Origin of the sequence: Streptomyces sp. NPDC088252 (assembly GCF_044740965.1) — a bacterium.
GTDB lineage: Bacteria > Actinomycetota > Actinomycetes > Streptomycetales > Streptomycetaceae > Streptomyces.
Window position 1 is genome coordinate 49,948 of the sequence record NZ_JBIURS010000008.1, and the last position, 25,294, is coordinate 75,241.

Sequence of the window (25,294 nt, forward strand, 5' to 3'; positions counted from 1 at the left end):
GGACGATCACGCCTGACCAGAGGTGGTGGTGTCCGGTCCGGGCGGCGACGCCTCCCGGCCGCGGCGCAGCGCCGCGACCCGGCGGTACAGCTCGACGGCCTCCGGTCCCCTGCCGAGCTGTTCCAGACAGTGCGCCTCGTCGTTGCGGGCGGCCAGGGTGTCGGGGTGGTCGGCGCCGAGGACGCGCTCGCGTGCCTCGGCGACCTGGCGGTAGACGGTGAGGGCGTCGGCCCAGCGGCCGAGCCAGCCGAGGCCGACGGCGACCTCACGACGGCTGACGAGGGTGTCCAGGTGGTCGGGGCCGAGGACGCGTCCACGGATCTCGCACACGTCGCGTGCCTCGGCGAGTGCCTCCTCCCAGCGGGCCAGACGCCCCAGATTGACGCCGAGGCCGTGGCGGGCGCGGAGGGTCTCGGGGTCGGCAGGGCCGCCCACCCTGGTCCGGTCGTCGACGAGCGCGCGGTACAGCTCCAGTGCCTCCGCGCTGCGCCCCAGGCGGCCGAGGCTGATGCCGACCTCGTAACGGGCGGACAGGGTGTCGGGGTGGTCCGCGCCGAGCGACCGGGACCGGGCCCGCGCGACCTCCCGGTAGGTCTGCAGGGCCTCCGTCCAGCGGCCGAGCCGGCCGAGGGTGTAGGCCACTTCGTAGAGCGTGACCAGGGTGTCGGGGTGGTCGGCACCGAGCAGCCGGGTGCGGGCCGATGCCACGTCCCTGGCCATCCGGTACGAGTCCTCCAGGCGGCCGAGCCTGCTGAGGTTGAAGGCGAGGTTGTGGCGGCAGCGCAGGGTGTCGGGGTGGTCGGGACCCATGGACCGTTCCCGGGAGGCGAGGACGGTCGCGTACACCTGATGGGCTTCGAAATGGCGGCCGAGCCGGTCGAGGACGTACGCCGTCTCCTGGCGGGCGGCGAGGGTCTCCGGGTGGTCGGGGCCCAGGACGTGTTCACGGCCCCGGGTGACGCGGCCGAACTCCCGCAGGGCGTCGGAGGCCCGCCCGGTGCGGCTGAGGGTGAAGGCGACCTCGTACCGGCTGGAGAGCGTGTCGGGGTGGTCGGGGCCGAGGGCGTACTCGCGTTCGGCGGCGACCGCGCGGTGCACCTCGCCGGCCTCCTCCCAGTGGCCGAGCCGGCCGAGGTGCAGGCCCGCGCTGTGCCGGTTGGCGAGGGTGGCGAGGAGTTCCGGCGACGGGGTCGGCCGCTCGGCCCCGGGCACCGGCAGTTCTCCGGTCCGGCGCCGCAGGTCGGTGCCGGTGGTCCACTCGCCGGTGAGGCCCGCGGAATGGTCGGGCAGCGCGAGTCCGCGGTGGGCGCCGGACGCCTTGTGTCCGCCGGTCATGCCCCGGGTCCAGGCCGGCAGCTGCTGTCCCGGACGCGTGGCGGGCACGGGCGGCGCGAGCCGCACCTGCCCCGTGGACGGGAGCTGCGGCTGCTCGCCGGTACGGCCGACGGCGATCCGCTGCCGCAGGTCGCTCGCGTCGACGGGCCGTTCCTCGGGGGCCTTGGCCAGCAGTTCCAGGACCACGCGGTCGAAGAATCCGGGGAGTTCCGCGCGGTGGGTGCGCAGTGGCTCGGGCGGGGTGTCGCGGTGTCCGACGAGAACGGCCCAGGCGTCTTCGAGGTCGAACGGTGGTGCCCCGGTGGCGATCTCGTACAGGACGCAGCCCAGTGAGTAGAGGTCGCTGCGGTGGTCTACATGGCCGCCGCTGATCTGCTCGGGCGACATGTAGTGCGGGGTGCCCATGGCGATGCCCGTACCGGTGAGCCGGGAGGTGAAGCCGATGTCGTGGCCGAGCCTGGCGATGCCGAAGTCGCAGATCTTCACCGTTCCGTCGGTGAGCCGCATGATGTTGGCGGGTTTGAGGTCGCGGTGCACGATGCCCTGCCGGTGGGTGTAGCCGAGGGCGTCGGCGACCTGTTCGGCGATGTCCACGATGTCGGGGACCGGCAGCGGATGCTGTTTGTTGTCGTCCAGCAGCTGGCTGAGGTTTCGGCCGTCGAGGAGTTCCATCACCAGATAAAGGACACCCTCGTACTCGCCGAAGTCATGGACGACCGTGACGCCGCGGTGCTGCAGCGCGGCTGCGACGCGGGCCTCGCGGCGGAAGCGTTCACGCAGGACGCGGGTGAAGGACTGGTCGTGCTGGGGGCCCATCGGTTTGAGGCATTTGACGGCCACGTGACGGCCGAGCGACTCGTCGCGGGCGCGCCACACCTCGCCCATGCCCCCGCGCCCGATCAGATCGAGCAGTCGGTACCGGCTCTGGATCAGCCTGGTGTCCGCCATCGCCTGCTGTCGCCCCCGTCGGTCCGCCTACCCCTTTGCCCTCCCCGGCCCGTCCAGTATGGCGGCCTGGCTTCGCAGTTTGTACGGGGTGGGGCGGCTACCGGGACCGAGCCGGGCCACCGCGTTCGGAATGTGACCGGGCGGGAGTTGCCGGCGGAGCCGGGAGGGAATGCGACGCAGCGCCGTTCCAGTGGTGCGCAGGCGGCGGTCGACGGCGTGCACGGGCGCGACGGGTCTGCCGTAGAGCTCATGGGCGTACGGCGGCAGTGGCTGACAGGCGAGTGCCGCGACGCGCCGCCACAGCAGTGCGCGCGCCGGTACGAGCAGTGGGTGGTCCGGTGGTCTGCGCAGGAAGTCAACGACGTCCAACGCCCCCGGGAGAAGCGGCGAGTCGCGGCCGCACCCCTTCGAAGTAGGCGGCGAGCTGCGCGGTGGGTGCAGCCCCGCATCGGCACCGTCCGTGTACGGCCCTCAGGCCGCGCCGGTACTCGCCGGCTCCTCGCGGTCCGCACTGCCGTCGGAGTGGTCGTGGCGCACCGTGCAGTGGAGCGAGTTGTCCCGCACATCGGCAACGATCGTGTCTCCCGGCCCGGCCTCACCGCTGAGCAGCAGTGAGGCGACACGGTTGTCGAGCTCCGTCTGGATCGTGCGGCGCAGCGGACGGGCACCGAACTCCGGCTGGTAGCCGTGAGCGACCAGCAGCTTCTTCGCCGCTTCGGTGACCTCCAGCGTCATGCCCTGCGCGTGGACACGTTGCTTGCTCCGGCCCAGGAGGTGTTCGACGATCTCCGACAGGTCCTCCTCGGTGAGACTGTGGAAGACGATGATGTCGTCGATGCGGTTGAGGAATTCGGGCAGGAACCGTCCCCGCAGGTCCTCCATCAGTACGTCCTTGAGCTCGGCCGCGTCGCCCTTGTGGGCGAGGATGCGATGGGCACCGATGTTGGACGTCATGATGACGACGCAGTGGCGGAAGTCGACGGTGCGGCCCTGTCCGTCCGTGAGACGACCGTCGTCGAGGATCTGGAGCAGTGTGTTGAAGACGTCGGGGTGTGCCTTCTCCACCTCGTCGAACAGCACCACGCTGTACGGGTGGCGCCGAACCTTCTCGGTGAGCTGGCCGGCCTCTTCGTAGCCGATGTATCCGGGGGGCGCTCCGACGAGCCGGGCGACGGTGTGCTTCTCCTGGAACTCGCTCATGTCGAACCGGATCATGCGGTTCTCGTCGCCGAACAGCAACTCGGCGAGGGTCTTGGCGAGTTCGGTCTTGCCGACGCCTGTCGGCCCGAGGAAGAGGAACGAACCGACAGGGCGGTTGGGGTCCCCCATGCCCGCTCGATTCCGGGGCACGGCTTCGGACACCGCGGTGACCGCCTCGTTCTGGCCGACGATCCTGGCGTGCATCTCCTCTTCGAGCTTGAGGAGCCTCTCCTTCTCACTGGCGGTGAGCTGGGAGACCGGAATCCCCGTGCGGCGGGAGACGATGTCGGCGATGTCGGCGGCCGTGACCGAGACGACGCCTTCCCGGCGCTCCTCGATTCCGGCGAGCTCGCCCTCCACCTCGGCGATCCGCCGCTTCAGTTCGGATGCCTTCTCGAACTCCTCGCCGGCGACCGCCTGGTCCTTCTCCCGCCGCAGTTTCGCGAGGCGGTCCTCGCGGCTGACGACCTCGGTGGAACGTCCGGCACTGCGCAGTCGCACACGGGCGCCAGCCTGGTCCATCAGGTCGATGGCCTTGTCGGGCAGGAACCGGTCGCCGATGTAGCGGTCGGAGAGTTCCGCCGCTGCCGCCAGGGCCCCGTCGGCGAAGCGGACCTGGTGGTGGGCTTCGTACGCGTCCCGCAGCCCTTCGAGGATCTGGACCGTCTCCTCGACCGTCGGTTCCGGGATCAGGACGGGTTGGAAGCGACGTTCGAGAGCGGCGTCCTTCTCGACGTGCTTGCGGTACTCGTCGATCGTCGTCGCTCCCACCACGTGCAGGTCGCCGCGTGCGAGCGCGGGCTTGAGCATGTTGCCCGCGTCCATGGAGCCCTCACCGGTCGCACCCGCGCCGACGACGGTGTGCAGTTCGTCGATGAAGAGGATGATGTCGCCGCTCGCCTCCTGGACGTCCTCGATGACCTTCTTCAGGCGCTCCTCGAACTGTCCGCGGTACTGCGCGCCGGCCACCATGCCGGAGAGGTCCAGGGCGACGACCCTCTTGTCCTTCAGTGTGTCGGGCACTTCGCCCGCCACGATGCGCTGGGCCAGTCCCTCCACGATGGCGGTCTTCCCGACACCGGGCTCGCCGATGAGCACGGGGTTGTTCTTGGAGCGCCGCGAGAGGATTTCGACGGTCTGCTCGATCTCGTCCGCCCGGCCCACCACCGGATCGAGCTTTCCGGCCTTCGCCTCCTCGGTCAGGTCCCTGCCGAACTCGTCCAGGGTCGTGGACGGCTGCTTCGCGGCAGCCGGGGCACCGCCCGACGCGCGGTTCGCCTGTTCCGTCAGGCCGCGCAGCTTCTGGACGTCCAGGTCCTCCGCACGCAGGAAACGGGCCGCACCGGATTCGGGGTCGCCGAGGAGCGCGCCGAGGATGTGCTCGGGGCCGATGTAGGACACCCCTGCCGCCTGCGAATCGGCGTAGGCGGCGGCCAGGGTGCGCTTCGCCGCCGGCGTGAGTCCCGGCTCCGCGGAGGGCGCGCCGGACTCCCGGGGAAGCACTTCGGCGATCTGGGCCGCGAGCGCCTCGGGGTCCACTCCCACCTGGGACAGCAGCCTTCGTGCGGGATCGACCTGCGTGGCCGCCCACAAGAGGTGCTCCGTGTCGAGGTCGGCCGTTCCGTCCTCGGCCGCCTTTCGCGTGGCCGTGTTGAGGAGTTCGTGCGACGACTCGGTCAGGAGCCGCCCGATGGGTACGCGCTGCACGGCCGGGGGCGACGTTCCGGGCGACATCCCGAAGAATCGATTCAGCAGATCGCTGAACGGATCGGCCGAACCGAAGGGTGAACCGAACGCCATCGACATGTCAGCTCCTGAAGCGCGAGGGGGTCCCTCACACTCAAACTCGATGTCCACCGCTCCGCAAACGGAATGGCACCGCGCTGTCGGCACGGCCCGGCGGGCGGGCGGCCTCGGCAGGAGTCCCTCACCGGGACGGCGTAGACGTTCGGCCAACGGTGGAACCGCAGTGCGGTCTGTCGACGACGGCACGGGCCGGACTCGGCCTGTTGCTCGTCACAGCCGCTCACCGCCGTACGCGTGGCATCCCCAGTCCGATCCACGAGATGATCTCCCGCTGGATCTCGTTGTTTCCGCCGCCGAAGGTGAAGATGACGGCCGACCTGTAGCCGCGTTCGAGTTCGCCGTGGAGCACAGTGCCCGCCGACCCCTCCTTCAGCGGTCCCGCCGAGCCGACGACCTGCATCAGCCAGGCATAGGCGTCGCGGCGTGCCTCCGAACCGTAGACCTTGACGGCGGAGGCGTCCTGCGGGGTGAGGGTTCCGTTCTGGACCGCGGACACCATCTGCCAGTTGAGGAGTTTCATGGCGTCGAGCCTGGTGTGGGTACGGGCGAGGAGCGCGCGGACCCAGCCGAGGTCGATGACGCGGCGGCCGTCGGCCAGCTTCGTGTCCGCCGCCCAGCGCTGGACGTCATGGAGGGCGCGGATGGCCATGGTGCCATGGGCGGCGAGGGTGACGCGTTCGTGGTTGAGCTGGTTGGTGATGAGGCGCCAGCCCTTGTTCTCGGCGCCGACGCGGTGGGAGACGGGGACACGGACGTTCTCGTAGTAGCTGGCGGTGGTGTCGTGCGAGGCGAGGGTGTTGATCAGGGTGCAGGAGTAGCCGGGGTCCGTGGTCGGGACGAGCAGCATGGTGATGCCCTTGTGCGGCGGGGCGTCGACGTCGGTGCGTACTGCGAGCCAGACCCAGTCGGCGGTGTCTCCGTTGGTCGTCCAGATCTTCTGCCCGTTCACGACGTAGTCCTCGCCGTCGCGCACGGCGCGGGTCTTGAGCGCGGCGAGGTCGGTGCCCGCGTCGGGTTCGCTGTAGCCGATCGCGAAGTCGATCTCGCCCGACAGGATCTTCGGCAGGAAGTACGCCTTCTGCTCGTCGGTGCCGAACTGCATGATCGTGGGACCGACGGTGTTGAGGGCCATCAGCGGCAGCGGTACGCCCGCCTGGGCGGCCTCGTCGAAGAAGATGAACTGTTCCATCGGCGACAGGCCCCGGCCGCCGTACTCCTCGGGCCAGCCCACGCCGAGCCAGCCGTCGGTGCCCAGGCGTCGGATCGTCTCCCGGTAGAAGTTCTTCTGGGCGACGGGGTCGGCGTAGCGCGCATAGGCGTTGTCCGGGACCAGTCCGGCGAAGTACGTACGCAGCTCGGCGCGCAACTGCTGCTGTTCAGGCGTGTATTCGAGGTGCACGGCCCCTCCAGGAGTCTCGCGTTCGCGTCGCCCGTGTGCGGCGGCGCACACAGTAGAACGTGTTGCAAGAATCCGGAAGGGCCGGAACGCCCCGGGCGGACGTCAGCGCTTGACTGCGCGCAGCACGACGAACTTCGGGTCACCCGCGACCGTGGTGCAGTTGCCGAAGATGCGGCGCAGCTGGGTGTGGTAGCCGAGGTGCCGGTTGCCGACGACCCACAGCTCACCGCCCGGCCGCAGTGCGGTACGCGCCCCGTGGAACATGGTGCGGGCCGTCGCGTCGGTGGTGGCCTGGTGGGAGTGGAACGGCGGATTGTTGAGCACCAGGTCGACGCCGGCGGGCGGCAGCCGCGTCAGCCCGTCGCCGACCACGAAGTCGGCCTTGGCGTCCGGACCGGCGTTGGCCCGGAAGGTCTCCTCGGCGGAGACGACCGCCTGGTACGACTCGTCGATGAAGGTCACTCTCGCTTCGGGGTTGGCGAGCGCCGCGGACAGCCCGACGACGCCGTTCCCGCAGCCGAGGTCGACGACCCGGTCGGGGCCGCTGCGCTCGGGGAGATGACCGAGGAAGAAACGGGTGCCGATGTCCAGGCGCTCGGCGCAGAAGATCCCGGCGTGGTTGGTGACCGTCCGACCGGAGACCGGGCCGACGTCTTCGGGCAGGTCGTAGCGGTACGGCCAGGGGCTGGGCGTACGGGGCAGATCCGGGTCCGGGGTGCAGAAAATCAGACGGGCCTTCTTGACCGCCAGGGAGGTGCGGGTCGGGCCGATGATCCGCTCGAAGAGTCTGAGGGTGGAGGTGTGGATCTCCTTGACCATGCCGGTGCCGATGACCACGGTGCCCGCGTGGACGGCCGGCGCGAGCCGGTGCAGCTGGTCCTCCAGGAGCGCGAGGCTCTTCGGAACGCGTACCAGCAGGACGTCGACACGGTCCGGCGGCGTGTCCCTGACCGACAGGAGGCGTACCGAGTCAGCGGCCGCACCGTTGCGGTCGAGGTTCGCCAGGGTCGCGCGCTGCGCCAGGTAGGAGTCGGTGATCTGCACGGGACGATGCCCGGCCAGAACGGTGCTCAGGGCACCCCAGCGGTCCCCCACCACGACCACGGAGCCGGTCAGGTCGACCGGCTCCGACTCCTCGGTCCCCTCCAGCCGCCGCAGCAGGTACTCGTCGGCAGCGTCCCAGGCACGGAAGGGGTCGCGCGGGTCCTCGGGGAAGCGGGCGAGGTCATACCCGGCCCCTGACGTCGTCAAACGGTTCATTGTTCACCCAGGCTAGCCGAGCCGCGGGGAGCGCCCACACACTCCCCGGGCCGGTCACCGGGTCACACGTCAGGGCAGTGCCTTGTCGATCGCCGACCGCCCCTCCCGGGCGAGCCTGCGCTCGGCCCACTGAAGATTCTTCGGGGTGAGATCCCGCCCGGAGGCGAGGACCAGGTCCTCTGCCGACGGATTGTCGCTCCCGCCAGTGTGCAAGAGGCTGTCGGGGGTCACTCCCCGAGCTGCGGATACGGATTCGGGCTCGTCGCTCATGCCGCCTCCTCGTCCTTTCGGTCATTCTCGCCCCGCGTCCGGCCCGCCGCATCCGAGGGCCCCGCCCCGCTCCCGGCGCCGCGCCGGGACCCGTCACTTGACCTGCACATGATAGGTACGCAGCGTTCACACCATGGTCACGGTGCGTGTGGAAGGCTCCCGCTGACCCAGTACCACACGACCACCGCGGCACCGCCTCCCACCTCGCGGCGGCGTCGTGGTGCCCGCATTTTCGGAGAGGACACCCCACATGTCCCGTCGTCACGTTCCATACCGGCGCCCCCTGCTGGCGACCCTCGCCGCGTTCGCGGTACTCGCCGGCACCGCCGCCGCCGCGCCGGCCGCCACACCCCAGGCCCCACCGGTCGCAGCGACACCGCTCCGTACTCTCGACGACACGTACTACCAGGACGCGGTCGGCAAATCCGGAACCGCGCTCAAGAGCGCGCTGCACACGATCATCAGCAGCCAGACCAAGATCTCCTACAGCCAGGTGTGGGACGCCCTCAAGAACACGGACGAGGACCCCGCCAACCCCTCGAACGTGGTCCTCCTCTACTCCGGACGCTCCACTCCCAAGAGCAACAACGGCGGCTCGGTCGGCCAGTGGAACCGCGAGCACGTCTGGGCCAAGTCCCACGGCGACTTCGGCACCGCCACCGGCCCCGGCACGGACATCCATCACCTGCGCCCGGAGGACGTCACCGTCAACTCCATACGCGGCAACAAGGACTTCGACAACGGCGGCAGCGCGGTCAGCGGCGCACCGGGCAACTACACCGACGGCGACTCCTTCGAACCGCGCGACGCGGTCAAGGGCGACGTGGCCCGCATGATCCTCTACATGGCGGTGCGCTACGAGGGCGACGACGCCTTCCCCGACCTCGAACCCAACGACAAGGTGTCCAACGGTTCCGCGCCGAACATCGGCCGCCTCTCGGTACTGAAGGCGTGGAGCCAGGAGGACCCGCCGGACAGCTTCGAGAAGCGGCGCAACGACGTCATATTCAACCAGTACCAGCACAACCGGAACCCGTTCATCGACCACCCGGAGTGGGTCGCGTCCATCTGGTAGCCGGGCCGGGCCAACCCACTTCGCCGCCCCGGCCGGCCGTGCCGCTCGCACACCGGGCCGCGGCCTCCTCATGTGAGGCGGGGCGCCGAAGGCCGCCCACGCCGCGCTGCTCCCCGATACCGGGGAGCAGGGCCGGGCGAAGGGCAAGTCATCGGCGGTGACGGCTCGGCCCCCGGGGCCTCTCGTTCGGATCACGCCGGGCTCGCGTGCCGGGGTGCCGCGCCTCGCCGATCCGGCCTGATCCGAACGAAGGACCCCGAGTCTCCGGGCCCGCCCGTCAGCTGCGCTCGGCCTGGGCGATCCGGGGAATCGTCTTGACGCCGGCCGCCTTGCGGCTGTTCGCGTGTTCGCTGACGGTCCCGGCGGGCGGAACATCCGCCAAACCGAGCACGACCGTGTCGAGCACCTTCCCGGACGCATCGACGAACTCCACCTTGACGGCGTAGAAGGCGGCCTTGTCCGTCCGGTTGGTGACCCGGACGAGGGCACTGCGGAACTGCTCGGACTTCTCGACCGCCAGCCCCGTCACGGAGACGTCCCCGACCGCGTTGCCCGTCCCCCGGACGCCTTCGAGCTGTTTGACGGCCTTCTGCCGGTTGCGCTCGGCGGCCGCGGAGACCGAGGCGGCGAACTCCTGCTGGGAGCGCTGACTGGCGCTGCCGGAGGGTGTCGGGGAGGGTTCCGGGGACATCGTGCGGGTACTCCTGGCCGTGCCCGGCGAAGTGGTGCCGGAGCCGCCGCAGGCGGCGGTACCGGAGATGATCACCGCGGCCATGGCGGCAAGGGCCAGGCTACGGGCTGCGCGGCCGCCGAGGGCGTGCCGCAGGGGTCTGGTCGCAATCACGGACGCTCCGTCTGCTCGTAAGGACTTGGGGAGATGGGGGTCAGGGCAGGCGCAATGCTGAGGCCCGGGGCGCCGGGCCCCGGACGGTCGAGCCGCGTCCTCGGCGAAGATCTCGCGCAGCCGCGCCTCGCTCCGTGTGTCCAGGTTGCTGTGCAGAAGTTCGGCGCCTCCATCGGGCAGCGCCGCGCCGATCCGGTCGGGCACCGCGTTCGTGGTCAGCAGGAAGAGGGCCGAAGTCCCGGGCGTCACCTTCTCCTTGACCTCCGCGATGAAGTCGTCGTCGATGCCGACATCGGCCAGCTTGCCGCCCAGCGCCCCGGCTGCCGCGCCGATCGCGGCACCCAGGAGCGGCATCAGGAAGATCAGGCCGAAGAGCATCCCCCAGAACGTGCCGCTCAGCGCCCCGGCACCGACGAGATTGATCAACTGCTTGGTCCTGGGCTTCGACCGATCGGCGGGCCAGCTGACCACGGCCGCGTCGAGGATCTTGATCAGCCCCTCCTTCTGAAGGGACTTGAGTGTCGCCTCCACGCGGTCGGCGCCCTCGGCCGACGGGAACTTCCACACGGTGAGTGTGGACATCGTGCACCTCCTGTGACCCATGGCAGACAACTCGCTCATATTAGGTTCAAAAGGTATGAATTGACTCGTCGAATGCACCCGCTCCACTCGGGAGCGGACAAGCGGAGCCGAGCCCCTGGGAGAGAACGATGGATGCGGATGCCCTGACCGCCGGCCTGTTGAAGGAGCTGCGGGCGGCCAAGCCCTATCCAGCCCTGTCCCTGACCATGCCGACGCACCGCCGCGCTCCGGACAACGCCCAGGACTCGGTACGGCTGCGCAACCTGGTGGCCGAGGCCCGCAACCGGCTGGAGGCGGACCCGGCGGTCACCCGCGAGGCCCGGAGCGCCATCCAGGAGCAGCTCGACCAGGCGGTCGCGGAGGTGGACCCCCGCCGGGCCCTGGACTCCCTGGTGCTCCTCGTCACCGCCGACGAGCACCACGTCTGGCAGCTCCCCCGCACCGCGCCCGATCGGGTGGTGCTCAGCGACACCTATCTGACCCGGAACCTGGTCGCCGCGAAGGCCCAGGCCCAGCCGTTCTGGGCGCTCACCGTCTCCGCCGAGCACGCCGCACTGTGGAGCGGCACGGCGGACGTCGTGCACGAGGAGGAGACCGGCGGGTTCCCGCTGACGGCACCGCGGGAGGCGCCCGACCCGCAGCGCGAGGAGCGGATCGGAGACACTCCGAGCACCTTCAGCGACGAGGAGACGCGCACCTTCCTGCGCACCGTCGACGAGAAACTGCGCGCGGTGCTGGCCGCCGACCCCCGCCCGTTGTATCTGGTCGGCCTCGCTCCCGCGCTCGCCCTCCTGGACGAGGTCGGAGAGGGCGCCGGGGCGGCCGTGGGCCGCGTGACCAAGGGGGTACCGGCCGACATGACGCCGAGCGGCCTGCTCAAGGAGCTGCGGCCCGCGCTCGACCATCGTCAGCAGAGGTTCTCGGCGGAGATCGACGGCACGCTGGACGAGGCGCGCGGTCGCCGCGCCTTCGCCGGTGGTCTCGACGAGGTGTGGGCCGCGGCACGGGAGGGCCGGGCAGGACTGGTCGCCGTGGAGGAGCACTTCCAGCAGACCGTGCGGGTGAGCGACGGGCACCTCGAACCCGTGAGCGGCGAAGCCGCGGACCTCACGGACAGCTCGGTGCGCGAGGACATCGTGGACGAGCTCGTCGAGACGGCCCTGGACAGCGGCTCCGATGTGGTCTTCCTCGCGGACGGATCGCTGGCGGAGCACGGGGGGATCGCGGCGGCCCTGCGTTACTGAACGGGCCGCGACCACACGCCGCACGCCCCGTCCGCCACCGCGACAGGCGTGCGGGCCCCAGGGGTCGCTGGGAGACTGGAGAGGGCCCCGATCGCGTCCCGGCACGAGCCTCCGGGCCCCGGGAGAAGTCCTGACGAGAGGAGAGACCGCACCATGCCACGTGGATCCAATGCCAAACGGGAACGGCAGTACGAACACATCAAGGAGAGCGCGCAGGAGCGAGGGGTCAGCGAGGACCGGGCGGAGGAGATCGCGGCCCGCACGGTCAACAAGGAGCGTGCCCGCGCCGGCGAGTCGAGGACCGCGAGCCGTACGTCCGTCGAGGACATGTCGTCCTCACGGCGCGGCGGCCTGCGCTCCCACGGCGGAGCGGGTGGACCGACCCGCGACCAGCTCTACGAAGAGGCGAAGAAGAAGAACGTCCACGGACGCTCGAACATGACGAAGGCCCAGCTCGCGCGCGCGGTCGGCCGCGGCTGAGCCCACACCGTCAGGGCCGGGGCGGCGTCAGCCGCTCCAGGTCCACCCGGCCACCTCGGGCAGGTCCGTGCCGTGTTCACGGATCCAGGCATGGTGGCGGGTGCGGACATCCGCCATCGCCTGGCGCACCGCCGCGGCACGGACGCCCAGGCCGGGCACCCGGTCGATGACATCCATGACCAGTCGGTAGCGGTCCAGATCGTTGCGGACCACCATGTCGAAGGGCGTGGTGGTGGTGCCCTCCTCCTTGTAGCCCCGCACATGCAGATGGGCATGACCCGCCCGCCGGTAGGCCAGGCGATGGATCAGCCACGGGTAACCGTGGTACGCGAAGATCACCGGGGAGTTCCTGGTGAACACCGCGTCGTACTCGGAGTCCGGCATTCCGTGCGGGTGCGCCCCTTGGGGCAGCAGCCGCGTCATGTCGACCACATTGACCACCCGCACCGCCAGTTCCGGCAGATGTCTGCGGAGCAGATCGGCTGCGGCCAGCGTCTCCAGCGTGGGCACGTCACCGGCGCAGGCGAGCACCACGTCGGGGTCGCGGCTGCCGTCCTCCGTGCCCGCCCACCCCCAGACACCGACGCCGCGGGCGCAGTGCGCGCGGGCCTCGTCGAGGGTCAGCCAGTCGAAGCTCGGCTGTTTGCCGGCCACGACCACGTTGACGTAGTCGCGGCTGCGCAGCACATGGTCGGCGATGGAGAGCAGGGTGTTGGCGTCCGGCGGCAGATAGACGCGGACGACTTCGGGGCTCTTGTTGAGGACGTGGTCGACGAATCCGGGGTCCTGATGGGAGAACCCGTTGTGGTCCTGGCGCCAGACGTGCGAGGTGAGCAGGTAGTTGAGCGACGCGATGGGGCGGCGCCAGGCCAGCCGGCGGGAGGTCCTGAGCCACTTGATGTGCTGGTTGACCATCGAGTCGACGATATGGGCGAACGCCTCGTAGCAGGAGAACAGACCGTGTCGGCCGGTGAGGAGGTATCCCTCCAGCCAGCCCTGGCACAGATGCTCGGAGAGGACCTCCATGACGCGTCCGTCGCGGGAGAGGTGCTCGTCGGTGGGCAGGGTCCGCTCCTGCCACGCCTTGCCGGTGGCCTCGTAGAGGGCGTCGAGCCGGTTCGAGGCGGTTTCGTCGGGGCCCACGACCCGGAAGTCGCGGCGCTCGGCGGTGGCGGCCATGACGGCCTCCAGCAGGCCGCCCAGCACCCGGGTCGGCTCATGCAGCACGGTCCCGGGCTTGGCGACCTCGACCGCGTGGTCCTCCAACGGAGGGATGGGCAGATCCCGCAGGAGCAGACCGCCGTTGGCATAGGGGCTCGCGCCGAGCCGGGCCGCACCCTCGGGCACACAGGCGAGCACCCGCGGACGGGGACGGCCCGCCGTGTCGAAGAGTTCCTCCGGCCGGTAGGAGCGCATCCACGCCTCCAACTGCCGCAGATGGTCGGGGCTGTCCCGGACACCGGGCAACGGGACCTGGTGGGCCCGCCAGGTTCCTTCGACGGGCACGCCGTCGACCTCGGCCGGGCCGGTCCAGCCCTTGGGGGTGCGCAGCACGATCATCGGCCAGTGCGGGCGCTCGGTGGTACCGGCGGTCCGGGCCGCGGCCTGGAGTTCCCGGACGCGATCGACGGCGCGGTCCATCGCGGCGGCCATCGCGCGGTGGACGGTGAGGGGGTCGTCGCCACCGACGTACAGGGGGTCGTGCCCGTAACCGCGCAGCAGGGCGTCGAGTTCCGGCTCCGGGAGACGGGCGAGCACCGTGGGGTTGGCGATCTTGTAGCCGTTGAGATGGAGGATCGGGAGGACGGCTCCGTCGTGCACCGGGTCGAGGAACTTGTTGGAGTGCCACGACGCGGCGAGCGGCCCGGTCTCGGCCTCGCCGTCACCGATGACACAGGTGACGAGCAGGTCCGGGTGGTCGAGAGCGGCACCGTAGGCATGGGCGAGGGCGTACCCGAGTTCGCCGCCCTCGTGGATGGAGCCCGGGGTCTCCGGCGCCACATGACTGGGTACCCCGCCGGGGAAGGAGAACTGCTTGAACAGCAGCCCCATCCCGTGGGCGTCCCGGCCGACATCGGGGTACGTCTCCGAATAGCTTCCCTCCAGCCAGGAGTTGGCGAGGACCGCCGGTCCGCCGTGTCCGGGACCCCAGACGCACAGCCCGTCGATACCGCGGGCCTTGATGACGCGGTTGAGATGGGTGTGGACCAGATTGAGGCCGGGCGAGGTGCCCCAGTGGCCGAGCAGGCGGGGCTTGATGTGCTCCCGGGCGAGCGGCTCGCTCAGGAGCGGGTTGGCCATGAGGTAGATCTGCCCGACGGTCAGGTAGTTCGCGGCCCGCCAGTAGGCGTCTAGTGCGACGATCTCCTCGTCGGAGGGGCCGGGCGTCGCCGGCGGATGGGCGGCGTGGCTCATGTACGTCTCCTAGGACGAGGCGCCGACGGGCTCGGGGCCGTACCAGACGGTGGTCGCGTTGCAGAATTCGCGGATGCCGTGCCCGGCGAGTTCACGTCCGTAGCCGGAGCGCTTCACGCCGCCGAAGGGCAGCGCGGGATGGGACGCGGTCATGCCGTTGAAGAAGACTCCGCCCGCCTGCAGATCGCTCACGCAGCGGCTGGCCTCGTCGGCGTCGCGGGTCCATACGTTGGAGCTGAGGCCGAAGGGGCTGTCGTTGGCGAGTGCCACGGCTTCGTCGAGTCCTTCGACCCGGTAGAGCGTGGCGACGGGGCCGAACGTCTCCTCGCGGTGGATGCGCATCGCGGGCGTGATCCCGGTGAGGACGGTGGGGGCGTAGAACCAGCCGCGCTCCAGCTCCGGGCCCAGGCCGCCGGGCCTGCCGCCGCCGCACAGCACGTGCGCGCCCTGCCGTACGGCGTCGTCGACCAGTTCCTCCAGGTCGGCGCGCCCCTGCTCGCTGGAGAGGGGGCCGACGTCGGTGGATTCCCGCAGCGGATCGCCGACGGTCAGATCACGCATGCCCGCGGTGAATCGTTCGGCGAACTCGTCGAACACCTCCGTGTGCACGATGAACCGTTTGGCGGCGATGCAGGACTGGCCGTTGTTCTGCACCCGGGCGGTCACGGCCGTGCGGGCGGCCCTGGCGACGTCCGCCGACGGCAGGACGAGATACGGATCGCTGCCGCCCAGCTCCAGGACGGTGTGTTTCACCTCGTCGCCCGCGATCGCCGCGACCGAGCGGCCGGCCGGCTCACTGCCGGTGAGTGTGGCGGCGGCGACCCGGGGGTCGCGCAGGATCGACTCGACCGCTCCGGATCCCACCAGCAGCGTCTGGAAGCATCCCTCCGGGAACCCCGCCCGGCGGAACAGGAACTCCAGGTACATCGCCGTCTGCGGGACGTTGGACGCGTGCTTGAGCAGCCCGACGTTCCCGGCCATCAGCGCCGGGGCGGCGAACCGCACGACCTGCCAGAGCGGGAAGTTCCACGGCATCACGGCGAGGACGGCTCCCAGTGGGCGGTAGTGGACATAGGCCCGGGAGGCGCCGGAGTCCCGCACATCGGCATCGGCGGGATGTTCGTCCGCGAGGAGCTCCTCGGCGTGGTCCGCGTACCAGCGCATCGCCTTCGCGCACTTGGCGGCCTCCGCGCGGGCCGCCTTGACGGGTTTGCCCATTTCGGTGGTCATGGTGCGCGCGATGTCCTGCTGGTCGTCGTCGAGCAGTCCGGCGGCCAGCTTCAGCAGCCGGGCCCGTTCGCCGAATCCGGTGGTGCGGTACTGCCGGAACGCGGCGTCGGCGGCGGCGAGCTTCTGCTCGATCTCCGCCGCTCCCAGCGCGTCGAACGTTCTGAGGGTCTCGCCGTTCGCGGGGTTGACCGTCGCGATGGGCATGACAGTGGTCTCCTTGCCTCGGTACTTCGACCGTGCCGCGCCCTGCGTCGTGCCGCAACGCGGGCCCTGCCGGGCGGATACCCGACCGGCGCGGACCACGCGTGCGATGTGCACGCCGTCCGCGCCGGGAGGGTGAAAGCGTTCAGCGGGTGCGGAAGCCGGCGGTACCGGTCCCGGGGCCCGTTTCAGACGAGAGCGGGCGCGGCGCCGGACGCCGTCGTGGTCTCCGGGACGATGTCCGGGACCGCGACGGGGTGACGGCGGAACTCGTCCACACCGGGCAGCGGCGCCGACGGCACCAGGCCGACGGTGCGCGGCTCCTTCGCGTACCGGGTGAACCAGACCACCTTGCCCTCGGCGGTGCGGCAGGTCCCCCAGCTGTCGCTCAGCGCCATCACGCGGCTGAGGCCGCCGCCGCCGGTGCTGAGCAGTCGCGGCATCTCGGAGCCGTTGTCGGCGACGGAGACCGTGAGATGCCGCCCGGACCAGCGGAGTTCGACGACGCAATTGTTGTCGTCACCGACATGCCGGTGGACATTGGTCAGCAGCTCCTCCACACCCCGGCACACCGGCCGGATGTGGAGTTCGAGACTCCAGTGGCGGAGGTGCGCGGCGATTATTCGCCGCAGTTGGGAAACACGCTCTGCCGAAACCTGGAGTTCGACCAGATAGTGCCGGTCGAGTTGAACGGTCATCGTCGAGGCTCCTCACATCGAGGCCCACTGACTTCGCCTCATTGAACCAACGCCCCCCCGAACACGAAGAGTGAGCGGATGTCACTGATAGGTCACTCCACAGAGTGACCCGGCAGAGCCGGTTGCGCAACACAGGACAGGACGGTCCGGCCGTTCAGGCGAATCGGTCCAGGTCAGAGCAGGTACGGCAACAGGGTGTCCGGGGTGAGCGGAAGGTTGCGCAGCCGGACGCCGGTGGCGTGCCGGACGGCGTTGCCGACGGCCGCCGCGGCACCGACGATGCCGATCTCACCGATGCCCTTGCTGCCCATCGGGTTGAGATGCGGATCCTCCTCATCGATCCAGTGCACCTCGATCTGCGGCACGTCGGCGAAGACCGGCACGTGATAGGAGGCCAGATCGCTCTCGGTGAAGTCGCCGAAGACGGGGTCCATCGTGCTGCCCTCGGTCAGGGCCATGCCGATTCCCATGGTCATTCCACCGGTGAACTGGGAACGCGCGGTCCTGGAATTGAGGATGCGCCCGGCCGCGAAGACACCCAGCATCCGGCGCACCCGCACTTCTCCGGTGCGGGAGTCGACGGCGACTTCGGCGAAGTGCGCTCCGAACGCGTGGCGTGCGTAAGGGGATTGCGTGGAGGTCTCCTCCTCGGTGTCCGCGAGGACCGTCAGCCCCTCGGCGGGAAGAGGGCCGGTGCGCTCGCTCAGCTGCCGCAGGAGGGCGGTGGCCGCCTTGTGCACGGACCAGCCCCAGGAGGCCGTGCCCGAGGAGCCTCCGGCCAGTGGCGCGTCGGGCAGGTCACTGCTGCCGATGTCGATCCGGACGTTCTCCACCGGGGTGTCCAGCACGGTGGCCGCGATCTGCGCGAGCACGGTGCCGGCGCCGGTGCCGATGTCGGTGGCGTTCACCCGGACGCGGTACGAGCCGTCGGGTGCCGCGTGCGCCGAGGCGCTGGAGGCCCCGATGTACACGGGGTAGGTGGCCGAGGCGACCCCCGTGCCGAGCAGCAGCGGCCCCTCCTCGTGGACCGCGGGGCGCGGATCGCGGTCGTACCAGCCGAAGCGCGCCGCCCCCTCCTCCAGGCAGGCCGCCAGGCCGCGGCTGCTGAACGCGCGGCCGGAATCCGGTTCGTTCACCGGATCGTTGCGCAGGCGCAGTTCGACGGGGTCCATGCCGAGGGCCGCGGCGAGTTCGTCCATGGCGGATTCCAGCGCGTACAGGCCCGGGGCCTCGCCCGGTGCGCGCATCCAGGAGGGGCTCGGCACGTCCAGGACGGTCACCCGGTGGGCGGTACGGCTGTGGCCCGATCCGTACATGACGCGGGTCGGTACGGCTGCCTGCTCCACGAACTCCTTGAGGGTGGAGGTGTGGGTGACGACCTCGTGGATGACCGAGGTGAGAGTGCCGTCGAGTTCGGCGCCCAGCCGGACGCGCTGCAGGGTGGGGGCACGGTGGCCGACCACGGCGGCCAGCTGGCGCCGGGGCAGGGCGATCTTGACGGGGTGTCCGGTGTGGCGCGCGGCCATGGCGGCCAGGACGGTCTGCGGGCGCGGGGTGCCCTTGCAGCCGAAGCCGCCGCCGACGTGCTCGGAGACCACGGTGACCTGCTGCGGCCGGAGTCCGAAAGCGGCGGCGAGACTGTCGCGGACCTTGGTGGAGCCCTGACTGGAATCGTGGACGGTCAGTCGCCCGTCCTCGGTCCACCGGGCGGTCGCCGCGTGCGGCTCCATGGGGTGGTTGTGCAGGGCGCCGACGCTGTAGGTGGCATCGACCTGCACGGGCGCCGTGACGAAGGCCCGGTCGGCGTCGCCGCGTTCACGGACGGCGGGGTAGTCCCCGTTGACGATCTCCGGTGTGTAGAGGCCGGGGTGGTCCTCGGTCAGCACGACATCGTGCGCCGCGGGCTCGTAGTCGATGCGCAGCGCCTCGGCCCCGGCGCGGGCGTGTTCGAGCGTGTCGGCCACCACGAGTGCGATGTGCCAGCCCCGGTGCGGGACCCGGTCGTCCTGGAGGAGGGCGAGGATCGGGTCGTCCGGCTGTTTCAGCGTCGGGGCGTTGTCATGGCTGAGCACGGCGCGCACCCCCGGCAGGGCCAGTGCCGCGTCGGTGTGGATGGCGCCGACGCGACCGCAGGCGATCGTGGCGGGGACGGGCCAGCCGTACAGACAGCCCTCAGGGGTGTGTTCGGCGGCGTAGCGGGCGGTGCCCGTGACCTTGTCCCGGCCCTCGCGGCGGACGACGGGGGTGCCCAGTGGTGGAGGGGCCTGGCTCATGACGGGGTCCTCACGTCTGCGGGTCGTGTCTGCGGTTGCTCAGCTGTGGGCGGCGAGTTCGGCCAGTGCGGTGACGGCCAGACTGCGGGCGAGGCCCACCTTGAAGGCGTTGTCGCGCAGCGGCCGGGCCGCGGCGAGTTCGGCGTCCACGGCCCGTGCGAAGGTCTCGTCGGTGGCCGGTGCGCCCCGCAGCACGTCCTCGGCGGCGTGTGCGCGCCAGGGCCGGTGGGCGAGTCCGCCGAAGGCCAGCGCCGCGTGCTCGATCCGGCCGTCGCGGATGCTGAGCACCGCGGCGACGGAGGCGAGGGCGAAGGCGAACGAGGCACGGTCGCGGGCCTTGCGGTAGAGGGAGCCGGCGCCGTCCGGTAGCGGCGGCAGGACCACTTCGGTGAGGAGCTCACCGGCCCGGATCTCGGTGTCCTGCTGGGGGGTGTCGCCCGGCAGTCGGTGGAATTCGGTGGCGGGTACGGTCCGTTCGCCGTCCGGTCCGCGCAACTGGAAGGTGGCCTCCAGGGCGGACAGGGCGACGGCCATGTCGGACGGGTGGGTGGCGACGCAGTGCTCGGAGTGACCGAGCACCGCGAGATCCCGGTGGGCGCCTTCACGTGCGGGGCACCCGCTGCCGGGCACCCGCTTGTTGCACGGTTTCGCGGTGTCCTGGAAGTAGGGGCAGCGGGTGCGCTGCAGCAGGTTGCCGCCGGTCGTGGCAGTGTTGCGGAGCTGCCCGGAGGCGCCCGACAGCAGTGCCTGCGACAGGGCGGGGTAGCGGGTGCGTACCGCGGGATGGGCGGCCAGGTCGCTGTTGCGTACGGTGGCACCGATGCGCAGGCCGCCGTCGGCGGCCTCGGTCACCCGGTCCAGGGGCAGTCGGCTGATGTCGACGAGCAGGGCGGGTGTCTCGACGCCGAGCTTCATCAGGTCGACGAGGTTGGTGCCGCCGCCGAGGAACGCGGCGCCGGGGTGGGCGGAGCCTTCACGGACCGCTTCGGTGGTGGACCGGGCGCGGAGATAGGCGAAGGGTTTCACGGCGCCACGTCCTCGATCGCCTCGACGATGCGGGGGTAGGCACCGCAGCGGCAGAGGTTGCCGCTCATCCGCTCGCGGATCTCGGCGGCGTCGAGCGACGCGGGGGCGGAAACGGTGGTGGCAGGTGCGGTGACGTGGGAAGGGAAGCCGTCCGCCGCCTCACCGAGCAGGCCGACGGCCGAGCAGATCTGACCGGGTGTGCAGTAGCCGCACTGCAGGGCGTCGCGGTCCAGGAAGGCTTCCTGGAGGGGGTGGAGACGGTCGCCGTCGGCGAGGCCCTCGACGGTGGTGACGCGGGCGCCGTCGTGGGCCACGGCGAGCAGCAGGCAGCTGTTGGCGCGCCGCCCGTCGACGATGACGGTGCACGCCCCGCACTGTCCGTGGTCGCAGCCCTTCTTCGCACCGGTGAGGTCCAGGTGCTCGCGCAGAGCGTCCAGGACCGTGGTGCGGTGATCGAGCGTCAGGGTCCGCTCGGTTCCGTTGATGTTCAGGGTCAGGGTGGAACGGTCGGCGGTCGCTCCCGGCGGTCGCGCGCCGTCGTCCCGCCCGTGTGAGGGATCCACTCACTCGCACCTTTCAGAGGTGACCTTTTGTCCGTTTTCTATCAGGCGGATCGCCGCTTCCCACTTCATTGCTCCGTCGCCGGGCCGTGGTCCGCCGACCGGCTCCGCAGGCGCAGCCGCACCTCCTCCTCCTGGTCTCCGGAGACCGTCCCGACGACCCGTACGTCGAAGGCGTGGGCCAGGCTCCTGCGGAGCCGTTCGACGGCCCAGTAGCCGCCCTGCACGTCGACCGATACGGGCGCACCGAGCGAGACCGGCCCCGAGACCACTCGCTCCTCGCTGACATCGACGGTCGCCACCCATGCGGTGGGGCGCCTCTCCGCGAGTTTCCTCGGTACGTCGACCGATGCCCGGTCGGTGGTGAATGCGGCCCTCAGTGCGTCGAAGACCATCCGCGCGTCGCCCGTGTCGCACCCGCTGATGACGACCGTGACCTCCTGACCGTGCAGGGCCTGCTCCGACTGCCTCTCCTTGGTGCTGTTCACGGCGGCTCCTTCCGCTCGGCATGATGTGACGATCCCCGCACCGGGGGAACCGCGGATGCGGACCGGGCCCTCGCGGCGGCGATGTCCGCCACGTGGGTCCCGAAAGCGCGTGCATCGCGGCACGCCCCGCGTTCAGGCGGACACCGCAGGCCGAATGCCGGTGGACCGGCCGTCGACCGAGCGGATTCGGCACTCCCCCGGCCTCTCTCCGGCGATTCGAGGATCATCTCCAGGCTCGCCCCACGGCCGGTCGACGGCGACACGAGGACATCCACCGGCAAAGGGCCGGGAGCCCGAGCCGGTTGGCCGGCACCGGCCGCCCTTGCGTGCCCAAAACACTTTTAGCGTCATATCCACTTAAAATATGAATTCCTGCCCCATACCGAGTGATGCCTCCGCCCCGGGGTATCCGGGAGGCATGGACGTATCGAACGGAGACCTCGGTTCGCTGGCCCTCGACCTCGCCGACGGGCGGGGCGCGACCGGGGCGGTGATGGGCATTGTCGGAGTGGCGCTGGTGGCCATGCTGATCGGTGCCGTGTGGCTGGGCAGGCGGCGTCGCGACCAGGAACTGCCTCCACCCCGGCCCGATGAGCAGCCGCCGCGGCCGGACCACCGCAGCCACATCGAGCAGCGCGATGTCCACGGCGACGACAGCTTCCCGCCCGACGGACGCGGCCTGTCCCCCTACGAGCTCGGCGACCACGGGAGCGAGACCATCCATCGCGACAGCGACGAGCAGCGCGACTGATCTGTCGGAGGCCCGGACGTCTGCCGCGTGTTGCGGGAGCGACCGCCCGCGGAGAGGCTGGTGAGGGCCGACGGCCGTCGGCACACGCGGGCCGCAGAACCGATGAAGGCAGTAGGACCATGACCGGAAGCCATCCTGGAGCGGTGTCGATGCCGGCCCCGCTGACCGGGTCCGCAGCGCCCTGCTGGGTCAATCTCATGACTCGCGACCTCGAATCGGCGCAGGCGTTCTACGCCGCCGTGCTGGGCTGGTCCTTCCGGCCGGGCAGGCTGGGGCAGGAGTTCTCCGTCGCCCGCCGCGGCGACGTACCGGTCGCCGGCATCGGTGCGGTGGCGGCGGCGTACCGGGTGGCCGTTGCCTGGACCCCCTATTTCGCGGTTCCCGACGCGGACGCGGCCGCCTCGCGCATCCGTGAGCGCAGCGGGACGGTCGCGGTGGGGCCGCTGGCGTTCGGCAAGGGGCGCGGCGCGCTGGCCTCGGACCGCGACGGCGCGGTGTTCGGCATCTGGGAACGGACCGAGCCGTCGACCTCGCCGCCCGCACCGGACGGCCGCTCGCACGCCTGGCTGCGGCTGCACACCAGGAACGCCTTCGATGCCGCGATCTTCTACGGCGGGGTGCTCGACTGGGCGAGCGGACGTCCGGGTTCCTGCGAGGTGTCGTACGAGACGGACGAGGTCATCGTCGACTGCGACGGGCGGCAGCTCGCCCGGATCAGCTCCGGCGCGGTGGAGGCCGCACCGGATCCACTGGTCCGCCCGCACTGGCAGGTCTATTTCCCCGTCACGGACCTGGCGGCCACGGTCGAGGCGGCGCGGCGCAACGGCGGCTGCCTGGTCGAACAGAGTGCGCTGGGGCAGGGCGGCGAGGCGACCCTGCTGGACCCGGACGGCGGGCTGTTCACGGTCACGGACGTCCGGGGCCCCGTCGTGAGCGGGTCCGGCTGAACGGACCGCCCCGTGCGGCGGTCAATTCCGGCGTTCGCGCGAGGAGCGGGCCATCGCTCGCGCCGGGAACACCAACCAGCAGACCAGGAACCAGAGCGCCATGGCGCCGACCAGCCACAGGGCGAGGGAGTTGTGCAGGGCCACCCGCAGGATGAGCAGCAGCGCGGAGCACATGGTGCAGAACAGCAGGACCAGCCCGAGCAGGGTCAGCCGTGAGGCCCAGGCGACCGTCTGCGGCTTGAGCCGTCGTCCGGTGAGCAGACGGTGGTAGGACACGGGTCCGATCAGGGCGGCGGCGGTGGCGGAACCCAGCATCACGGTGATCACGTAGATGGTCCGGTCGGCGGCCGACAGCTCGGCGAATCGCGGCTGGAAGACGACCGCGAGCAGGAAGCCGAACAGGATCTGGACGCCCGTCTGGGCGACCCTCAGCTCCTGGAGCAGTTCGGCCCACTGCCGGTCCGCCCGCTCCTCGGACGTCTCGTGCCGGCCCGGGTCGCGGCGCCCGCCGCCGGGGAGGTGATCTGCCGAGGTCACCGTATGCCTCCGTCCCGATACGGGGAGTACTCCACCTTCCCTCTGCCCCCTGCCCCCACCGTAGGCCTCGGGGCGGACACCCGCCGGGGTCTCGACGACCGGCACGGCCCCGCCTAGGATTTTGAGTACGGCATCGCGCGTCGGTCACCGGCCGGGTGAGGCGTGGAGGTGTCCGTGAGATGCCCGTTGGAGGCATTCCACAGTGTCAGTCGAGTTGAATCACACCATCATTCACGCCCGGGACAACAGGGAGTCCGCCGAGTTCCTGGCAGACATACTGGGCCTGGAAGTCGGCGCGGAATGGGGCCCGTTCATACCGGTCGCCACCGCGAACGGGGTGACCCTGGACTTCGCGACCATTCCCGAAGCGTCGATCGCCAGGCAGCACTACGCCTTCCTCGTCTCGGAGCCGGAGTTCGACACCGCGTACGCCCGCATCAAGGAACTCGGGATCACGTACTACGCGGATCCGCATCAGAAGCATCCGGGCGAGATCAACCACAACCACGGCGGCCGAGGCGTGTACTTCTCCGATCCCGTCGGTCACGGCATGGAGATCATCACGCGTCCGTACGGGGAGTGACCCTGTAGCGCGGCGTTCGGGGACAGGGGGCCCGGCCGGGATCCGTACGCGGGCCCGGCCGGGCCCTTTCGGGCCGGATCAGACGATCGGCAGCACCAGTTCGGGCCGGTCCCACATCACGGCCGGAGGGCTGGCCGCAAGGGTGCCGGTGCGCCGGGCACCGACGCTCCGGTAGAAGCCCTCGGCGGGTGGATGCGACACGATCCGGACATCGGTCAGACCGGTGCGCCGCGCCTCGTCGCGCAGGTGCCCGATGAGCAGCCGCCCGATGCCGAGTCCCTGCGCCGCGTCGGCGACGAACATGAGGTCGAGCTCCGGCGGGGCGAGGACCAATGAGTAGAACCCGAGGAGTCGGTCCGTGCCGTCCTCGACGGCCGCGAAGACCCGATGGGTCTCGATGTAGTCGGGTCCCACCCGATACCCGGCGACCATGGCGGCGTAGGGCCCCTCATAGGCACGGGAGGTCCTGACCAGCCGGGTGAGTCGCTTGGCGTCCCCCGCGGTCGCCCGTCTGATTCTTGTGGCCTCGCGGCGCGCCCCACCCTGCGTAATGCTCGATGTCATGCAGGGAGTATTACGCATCCGTCTTCGGAGCGCTCGTTCCCCGATCCGCGGCCCCGGGCTACGACGGACGGTGCGTGGCGCGCCACTCCTCGACGACTGCTTCGATGTCGAACGGCCGGAGGTTCAGCAGCGGCCCAGGCGGCGGCCGCCTGACGGCTGCCCGGATCTTCTCGTTGACCTCGGTCAGCATGCGCCGCACCTCCGCCTCCGTCCGCGCCCCGGACACGGCTTCGGCCACGTCCTCCGCCTCTTTGCGCAGCGCCAGGGTCGGCGGGAGCACGGACACCCCCTCCCGCTGCATCTTCCGCTTGATCCACCAGGTCTCGTCATAGGGGGCGTCGAGACCGTCGAGCGGTTTGCCGAAACCCGGCAACTGCGAGAATTCGCCGCGCTGCTCGGACTCGCGGATCTGTTTGTCCACCCATGATTCGAAGCTGACACCCGCAGGCTTGCGTTCGGTCAACGTACGCCCCTCTCGGAGATGCGCAATCCGGCACCTTCACCATACCCAGGGCCGACGGAGCGCCCGCCGCACTGCGACCGTCGCTCCACAACGGGCGCCTGCGTGGCGTCGCTTC

At 70.7% G+C, this 25,294-nt stretch carries 22 protein-coding genes and 2 pseudogenes; 6 read left to right on the plus strand and 18 right to left on the minus strand.

Annotated elements, in window-relative coordinates; all coding sequences use genetic code 11:
- Positions 1–6: 6 nt before the first annotated feature.
- The 6 genes and pseudogenes from ACIOHC_RS18105 to ACIOHC_RS18130 all read right to left on the minus strand — a co-directional run bounded on the left by ACIOHC_RS18105 (position 7) and on the right by ACIOHC_RS18130 (position 8,218).
- Positions 7–2,283, minus strand: coding sequence for a serine/threonine-protein kinase (locus ACIOHC_RS18105; protein ID WP_351073972.1), 2,277 nt, complete (start codon positions 2,281–2,283; stop codon positions 7–9).
- A 27-nt stretch (positions 2,284–2,310) separates the two neighbouring features.
- Positions 2,311–2,722 (minus strand): annotated as a pseudogene (locus ACIOHC_RS18110) (oxygenase MpaB family protein); the annotation flags it as partial.
- Positions 2,723–2,754: 32 nt separating this feature from the next.
- Complete coding sequence (locus ACIOHC_RS18115; RefSeq protein ID WP_401843180.1) at positions 2,755–5,289, minus strand: ATP-dependent Clp protease ATP-binding subunit; 2,535 nt, start codon at positions 5,287–5,289, stop codon at positions 2,755–2,757.
- 220 nt (positions 5,290–5,509) lie between these two features.
- The gene (locus ACIOHC_RS18120) at positions 5,510–6,688 is read right to left on the minus strand and encodes an acyl-CoA dehydrogenase family protein (RefSeq protein ID WP_351073974.1); all 1,179 of its coding nucleotides are present in this window, start codon (positions 6,686–6,688) and stop codon (positions 5,510–5,512) included.
- Between the two features lie 102 nt (positions 6,689–6,790).
- Entirely contained in the window at positions 6,791–7,948 is a 1,158-nt protein-coding gene (locus tag ACIOHC_RS18125) for a methyltransferase (protein WP_401843181.1), read from the minus strand.
- Positions 7,949–8,017: 69 nt separating this feature from the next.
- Positions 8,018–8,218, minus strand: a complete 201-nt coding sequence (locus ACIOHC_RS18130; RefSeq protein ID WP_114242806.1) for a hypothetical protein — start codon at positions 8,216–8,218, stop codon at positions 8,018–8,020.
- A 250-nt stretch (positions 8,219–8,468) separates the two neighbouring features.
- On the opposite strand from ACIOHC_RS18130, the gene ACIOHC_RS18135 reads away from it, so the two are divergent.
- Positions 8,469–9,293: an endonuclease gene (locus ACIOHC_RS18135; RefSeq protein WP_351073976.1), complete on the plus strand. Its 825-nt coding sequence runs from the start codon at positions 8,469–8,471 to the stop codon at positions 9,291–9,293.
- Between the two features lie 277 nt (positions 9,294–9,570).
- On the opposite strand, the gene ACIOHC_RS18140 is transcribed toward ACIOHC_RS18135, so the two are convergent.
- Both ACIOHC_RS18140 and ACIOHC_RS18145 read right to left on the minus strand, forming a co-directional pair.
- Entirely contained in the window at positions 9,571–10,068 is a 498-nt protein-coding gene (locus ACIOHC_RS18140) for a hypothetical protein (RefSeq protein WP_401843312.1), read from the minus strand.
- A gap of 186 nt (positions 10,069–10,254) precedes the next feature.
- A pseudogene (locus ACIOHC_RS18145) lies at positions 10,255–10,758 on the minus strand (DUF1269 domain-containing protein); the annotation flags it as partial.
- Between the two features lie 89 nt (positions 10,759–10,847).
- Here ACIOHC_RS18145 and ACIOHC_RS18150 point away from each other — a divergent pair.
- Entirely contained in the window at positions 10,848–11,963 is a 1,116-nt protein-coding gene (locus tag ACIOHC_RS18150; protein WP_401843183.1) for a chemotaxis protein, read from the plus strand.
- Between the two features lie 153 nt (positions 11,964–12,116).
- Complete coding sequence (locus tag ACIOHC_RS18155; RefSeq protein WP_351073979.1) at positions 12,117–12,443, plus strand: plasmid stabilization protein; 327 nt, start codon at positions 12,117–12,119, stop codon at positions 12,441–12,443.
- A gap of 27 nt (positions 12,444–12,470) precedes the next feature.
- Here ACIOHC_RS18155 and ACIOHC_RS18160 read toward each other — a convergent pair whose 3' ends face one another.
- The 7 genes from ACIOHC_RS18160 to ACIOHC_RS18190 form a co-directional block, all read right to left on the minus strand.
- Positions 12,471–14,858 carry a phosphoketolase family protein gene (locus ACIOHC_RS18160; protein WP_351073980.1) on the minus strand — a complete coding sequence of 796 codons (2,388 nt, stop codon included), beginning with the start codon at positions 14,856–14,858 and terminating at the stop codon, positions 12,471–12,473.
- A gap of 9 nt (positions 14,859–14,867) precedes the next feature.
- Entirely contained in the window at positions 14,868–16,292 is a 1,425-nt protein-coding gene (locus tag ACIOHC_RS18165) for an NADP-dependent succinic semialdehyde dehydrogenase (RefSeq protein WP_401843185.1), read from the minus strand.
- A gap of 185 nt (positions 16,293–16,477) precedes the next feature.
- Positions 16,478–16,987, minus strand: a complete 510-nt coding sequence (locus tag ACIOHC_RS18170; protein WP_365689037.1) for an ATP-binding protein — start codon at positions 16,985–16,987, stop codon at positions 16,478–16,480.
- A 173-nt stretch (positions 16,988–17,160) separates the two neighbouring features.
- On the minus strand, positions 17,161–19,260 hold the full coding sequence (locus tag ACIOHC_RS18175) for a xanthine dehydrogenase family protein molybdopterin-binding subunit (RefSeq protein ID WP_401843187.1): 2,100 nt from the start codon (positions 19,258–19,260) through the stop codon (positions 17,161–17,163).
- A 39-nt stretch (positions 19,261–19,299) separates the two neighbouring features.
- Positions 19,300–20,286, minus strand: a complete 987-nt coding sequence (locus ACIOHC_RS18180) for a xanthine dehydrogenase family protein subunit M (protein WP_351073984.1) — start codon at positions 20,284–20,286, stop codon at positions 19,300–19,302.
- Positions 20,283–20,849 carry a 2Fe-2S iron-sulfur cluster-binding protein gene (locus ACIOHC_RS18185; protein ID WP_351073985.1) on the minus strand — a complete coding sequence of 189 codons (567 nt, stop codon included), beginning with the start codon at positions 20,847–20,849 and terminating at the stop codon, positions 20,283–20,285. Before ACIOHC_RS18185 ends, ACIOHC_RS18180 begins: the two co-directional genes overlap by 4 nt.
- Positions 20,850–20,914: 65 nt before the next feature.
- On the minus strand, positions 20,915–21,334 hold the full coding sequence (locus ACIOHC_RS18190; protein ID WP_351073986.1) for a hypothetical protein: 420 nt from the start codon (positions 21,332–21,334) through the stop codon (positions 20,915–20,917).
- A gap of 418 nt (positions 21,335–21,752) precedes the next feature.
- On the opposite strand from ACIOHC_RS18190, the gene ACIOHC_RS18195 reads away from it, so the two are divergent.
- The gene (locus ACIOHC_RS18195) at positions 21,753–22,085 is read left to right on the plus strand and encodes a DUF6479 family protein (RefSeq protein ID WP_351073987.1); all 333 of its coding nucleotides are present in this window, start codon (positions 21,753–21,755) and stop codon (positions 22,083–22,085) included.
- A gap of 119 nt (positions 22,086–22,204) precedes the next feature.
- Positions 22,205–23,032 (plus strand): VOC family protein, encoded by an 828-nt coding sequence (locus tag ACIOHC_RS18200; RefSeq protein WP_401843190.1) that lies wholly within the window; start codon positions 22,205–22,207, stop codon positions 23,030–23,032.
- 21 nt (positions 23,033–23,053) lie between these two features.
- Here ACIOHC_RS18200 and ACIOHC_RS18205 read toward each other — a convergent pair whose 3' ends face one another.
- A complete protein-coding gene (locus ACIOHC_RS18205) occupies positions 23,054–23,569 on the minus strand; it encodes a DUF6328 family protein (RefSeq protein WP_351073989.1) in 516 nt (171 codons plus the stop codon).
- Positions 23,570–23,771: 202 nt separating this feature from the next.
- Between ACIOHC_RS18205 and ACIOHC_RS18210 the strand changes: the two genes are divergently transcribed.
- Complete coding sequence (locus ACIOHC_RS18210) at positions 23,772–24,152, plus strand: VOC family protein (RefSeq protein ID WP_351073990.1); 381 nt, start codon at positions 23,772–23,774, stop codon at positions 24,150–24,152.
- Between the two features lie 78 nt (positions 24,153–24,230).
- On the opposite strand, the gene ACIOHC_RS18215 is transcribed toward ACIOHC_RS18210, so the two are convergent.
- Both ACIOHC_RS18215 and ACIOHC_RS18220 read right to left on the minus strand, forming a co-directional pair.
- The gene (locus tag ACIOHC_RS18215) at positions 24,231–24,716 is read right to left on the minus strand and encodes a GNAT family N-acetyltransferase (RefSeq protein ID WP_401843191.1); all 486 of its coding nucleotides are present in this window, start codon (positions 24,714–24,716) and stop codon (positions 24,231–24,233) included.
- Between the two features lie 58 nt (positions 24,717–24,774).
- Positions 24,775–25,179, minus strand: a complete 405-nt coding sequence (locus tag ACIOHC_RS18220; RefSeq protein WP_365689032.1) for a DUF1992 domain-containing protein — start codon at positions 25,177–25,179, stop codon at positions 24,775–24,777.
- Positions 25,180–25,294 lie beyond the last annotated feature (115 nt).

Excerpts from the sequence above, each read along its gene's own strand:
- ACIOHC_RS18195 (WP_351073987.1), top strand. The coding sequence starts at position 21,753 with ATGGACGTATCGAACGGAGACCTCGGTTCGCTGGCCCTCGACCTCGCC.
- ACIOHC_RS18155 (WP_351073979.1), top strand. The coding sequence starts at position 12,117 with ATGCCACGTGGATCCAATGCCAAACGGGAACGGCAGTACGAACACATC.
- ACIOHC_RS18150 (WP_401843183.1), top strand. The coding sequence starts at position 10,848 with ATGGATGCGGATGCCCTGACCGCCGGCCTGTTGAAGGAGCTGCGGGCG.
- ACIOHC_RS18165 (WP_401843185.1), bottom strand. The coding sequence starts at position 16,292 with ATGCCCATCGCGACGGTCAACCCCGCGAACGGCGAGACCCTCAGAACG.
- ACIOHC_RS18125 (WP_401843181.1), bottom strand. The coding sequence starts at position 7,948 with ATGAACCGTTTGACGACGTCAGGGGCCGGGTATGACCTCGCCCGCTTC.
- ACIOHC_RS18115 (WP_401843180.1), bottom strand. The coding sequence starts at position 5,289 with ATGTCGATGGCGTTCGGTTCACCCTTCGGTTCGGCCGATCCGTTCAGC.
- ACIOHC_RS18170 (WP_365689037.1), bottom strand. The coding sequence starts at position 16,987 with ATGACCGTTCAACTCGACCGGCACTATCTGGTCGAACTCCAGGTTTCG.
- ACIOHC_RS18130 (WP_114242806.1), bottom strand. The coding sequence starts at position 8,218 with ATGAGCGACGAGCCCGAATCCGTATCCGCAGCTCGGGGAGTGACCCCC.
- ACIOHC_RS18105 (WP_351073972.1), bottom strand. The coding sequence starts at position 2,283 with ATGGCGGACACCAGGCTGATCCAGAGCCGGTACCGACTGCTCGATCTG.
- ACIOHC_RS18175 (WP_401843187.1), bottom strand. The coding sequence starts at position 19,260 with ATGAGCCAGGCCCCTCCACCACTGGGCACCCCCGTCGTCCGCCGCGAG.
- ACIOHC_RS18200 (WP_401843190.1), top strand. The coding sequence starts at position 22,205 with ATGACCGGAAGCCATCCTGGAGCGGTGTCGATGCCGGCCCCGCTGACC.
- ACIOHC_RS18135 (WP_351073976.1), top strand. The coding sequence starts at position 8,469 with ATGTCCCGTCGTCACGTTCCATACCGGCGCCCCCTGCTGGCGACCCTC.
- ACIOHC_RS18160 (WP_351073980.1), bottom strand. The coding sequence starts at position 14,858 with ATGAGCCACGCCGCCCATCCGCCGGCGACGCCCGGCCCCTCCGACGAG.
- ACIOHC_RS18215 (WP_401843191.1), bottom strand. The coding sequence starts at position 24,716 with ATGACATCGAGCATTACGCAGGGTGGGGCGCGCCGCGAGGCCACAAGA.
- ACIOHC_RS18140 (WP_401843312.1), bottom strand. The coding sequence starts at position 10,068 with ATGGCCGCGGTGATCATCTCCGGTACCGCCGCCTGCGGCGGCTCCGGC.